The sequence below is a fragment of the Dietzia sp. E1 genome (assembly GCF_014145015.1).
Taxonomy (GTDB): Bacteria; Actinomycetota; Actinomycetes; order Mycobacteriales; family Mycobacteriaceae; genus Dietzia; species Dietzia cinnamea_A.
Genome location: NZ_JAALDU010000199.1, coordinates 1 through 2,315, shown reverse-complemented (window position 1 = coordinate 2,315; position 2,315 = coordinate 1). Strand labels below are relative to the sequence as shown.

Annotated in this window: 1 protein-coding gene; it reads right to left on the bottom strand. The window is 73.7% G+C overall.

From position 1 onward, the window contains the following. Positions 1-2,315: beta-ketoacyl synthase N-terminal-like domain-containing protein (locus G6030_RS07800; RefSeq protein WP_277817434.1), on the bottom strand; the 2,315-nt coding region annotated here is incomplete at both ends.

Below are 2,315 nucleotides of genomic sequence, written 5' to 3'. Positions count from 1 at the left end.
GCCCAGCGCACCCAGCCCGGGGGCCGGGATGGAGGTGTGCGCGCCGTCGGCGTACGAGCCGGCCCAGCCGACCACGCCCAGGACGGGCAGGCCCATGCGGGCCGCGACGTCACCACGGGCGAGCAGGATGGTGCCGCCGCCGGCCGACTCGACGAACCCGCCGCGACGCCGGTCGTTGGCCCGGCTGTAGTACCGCTCGTCGATCCCCTTGGCCGCCATGGCCGCGGAGTCGGCGGTGGCGGACATGTCGGCGAAGCCCTGGATGCCCTCGATGGACAGGTCGTCGAACCCGCCCGAGACCACGAACTCGGCCTTGCCGGCGCGGATCTTGTCGAAGCCCTCCTCGACGCTCACCGCGGTGGTGGCGCAGGCCGCCACCGGGTGCACCATCGAGCCGTAGCCGCCGACGTAGGACTGCATGACGTGCGCGGCCACGACGTTGGGCAGCGCCTCCTGCAGCGTGTCGTTGGCGCGACTGCGGCCGAGGATGCCGTCGATGTACAGCGAGCGCATGCTCGTCATGCCGCCCATGCCGGTGCCCTGCGTGTTGGCGACGTCGGCCGGGTGGACGTGGGCCAGCAGCTCGGCCGGGGTGAAGCCCGACGAGATGAAGGCGTCCACGGTGGCCACGAGGTTCCACGCGGCCACCCGATCGATGCCGGAGACCATGTCCGCGGGGATGCCCCACGCCGTGGGGTCGAACCCGGTCGGGATCTGGCCACCGACCACGCGCGTGAGCATCGTGCGGCGCGGAACGCGGATCTCCGTGCCGGCCTTGCGGGTGACCGTCCACTCCCCGTCCTCGCTCTGCGTGACGACGGTGTTCTCCGGGTCGTCCGAGAGGTAGGCGCGGGCCTGGGCCTCGTCGTCCACGACGAAGGACAGGTCCTCCGGCAGGAACACCGAGGTCAGCTGCGGCGCGGCGTTGTCGAACATCTCGGCGCGGGCGTCATCGGCGTACGTGCGCACGCCCACCCGGGCCAGGACCTCGTCGCGGAACCGCTCGGCGATGTCCGCCTCGTCGATCGCCTCGCCGGTGGCCGTGACGGTCCATCCCGCGCGGGGCGAGTCCTCCCACGTGATCAGGCCCGTCGACCAGGCCAGCTCGACCACGCCGGCGGCGGTGAGGTCGCCGGTGGTCTCCACCTCGAAGCGGGTACGGGCGCTGCCGTAGGGGCCGACCTCGCCGGCGCCCACGATGACGACCATGTCCTCGAGGTCCTGGGTGACCTCACCCCACTCGGGCCGCTCGTCGGCGGCGACCGTCGGCAGCGAGGGCAGCGCGGCGATCGTGCCGGCGGTGTCCTCGGCCGGGGTCGTCGCGGAGGCGGTGGGCCGGTCCGCGGCGAGCGCGGACATGTCGAGGTCGGCCGTCCCGAGCCCGCCCGTGAGGTCCACGGTGACCGGCTTCTCGGCGGCGGCCTCGCGGAACTCCGGTGCGCACCAGCGCAGCAGCTCGGTGGCCATCCCCGCGGTGGACCACGTGGACACACCCGCGGCCTCGACGGCCTCGACGAGCGGGTCGTTGTGGCCCATGAGGCCGGTGCCCCGGACCCAGCCGATGATCGCGTGGACGAAGGTGACCCGCTGCGACCAGGCCTTCTCCGAACCCCACTTGGCGATCATGGCGTCGAGCGCGGCCTTGGCCTCGCCGTAGGCGCCGTCGCCGCCGAAGATGCCGCGGTTGGGCGAGCCCGGCAGGACCACGTGCAGGCGGGAGTCGACGTCCGTGTCGGCGCCGATCGCGCCGAGCCCGGCGACGAGCTTCTCCACGCTCCACAGCAGGACGCGCATCTCCGTCTCGGCCCGCGGGCCGGCGTCGGCCATCGAGCCCTGGACGCGCGGTGCGGCGAACGGGAACAGCAGCGTCGGCGTGAGCGCCGGCTTGAGCACGGTGGTCTGACCGCCGGCCGACTCCGAGTGCTCCGAGCCGACCCACTCGACCAACGCGTCGACGTCCGAGTAGGAGGTCATGTTGGCGGGCAGGACCCACAGCGCCGCGCCACCGCGGGCGTTGGAGCGGTAGAGGTCCTTGAAGAACGCCAGCTTGCCCTGGTCGAGGCTCGAGGTGGTGGCCACCACGGTGGCGCCACCGGCCAGGAGGCGGCCGGTGACCGCCGCGGCGATGGAGCCCTTTCCGGCGCCGGTGACGACGGCGACGTCGTCCGCGTACTCGCCGACGAACTCCTCCGCCGCGGCCTCCGAGATCTGCCGGAAGGCCGTGGCCAGGGCGTCGCGGCGGGCATCGGTCGCCCGGGCCGCCCACCAGCGGGCCTGCTCGGCGACGATCTCGCCCGCGCCGCGGAAGGCCTCCG